Genomic DNA, 219 nt, shown 5'->3' on the forward strand with positions numbered 1-219 from the left:
TTGTCAACACAGTGAAACTCCTGTACAGGACATGCTGCCTCACGCTAAAGGCCATTGGCTGGTCTGTGAGCTCTGTCAGCAGTTCAAACCGGGGGCTGGCCCGCTTGATGTACGTCGCAGAATGTTTGAAAGCCATGCTCAGAGCCAGTGCCAGTATTTCAGGGGACAGGTAGCAGCGCCCCCTTTTATAGATGAATCAGTGACAGTTCTGCGTTTTAT

At 51.6% G+C, this 219-nt stretch carries 1 protein-coding gene; it reads left to right on the plus strand.

The window, feature by feature from the left end; all coding sequences use genetic code 11:
- Positions 1 to 31: 31 nt before the first annotated feature.
- Positions 32 to 219, plus strand: a 188-nt coding sequence (locus E1189_RS25290; RefSeq protein WP_230460215.1) for a hypothetical protein, incomplete at its 3' end; no start/stop codon positions are given.

The organism is Parendozoicomonas verongulae (genome assembly GCF_009711465.1).
GTDB lineage: Bacteria > Pseudomonadota > Gammaproteobacteria > Pseudomonadales > Endozoicomonadaceae > Sansalvadorimonas > Sansalvadorimonas verongulae.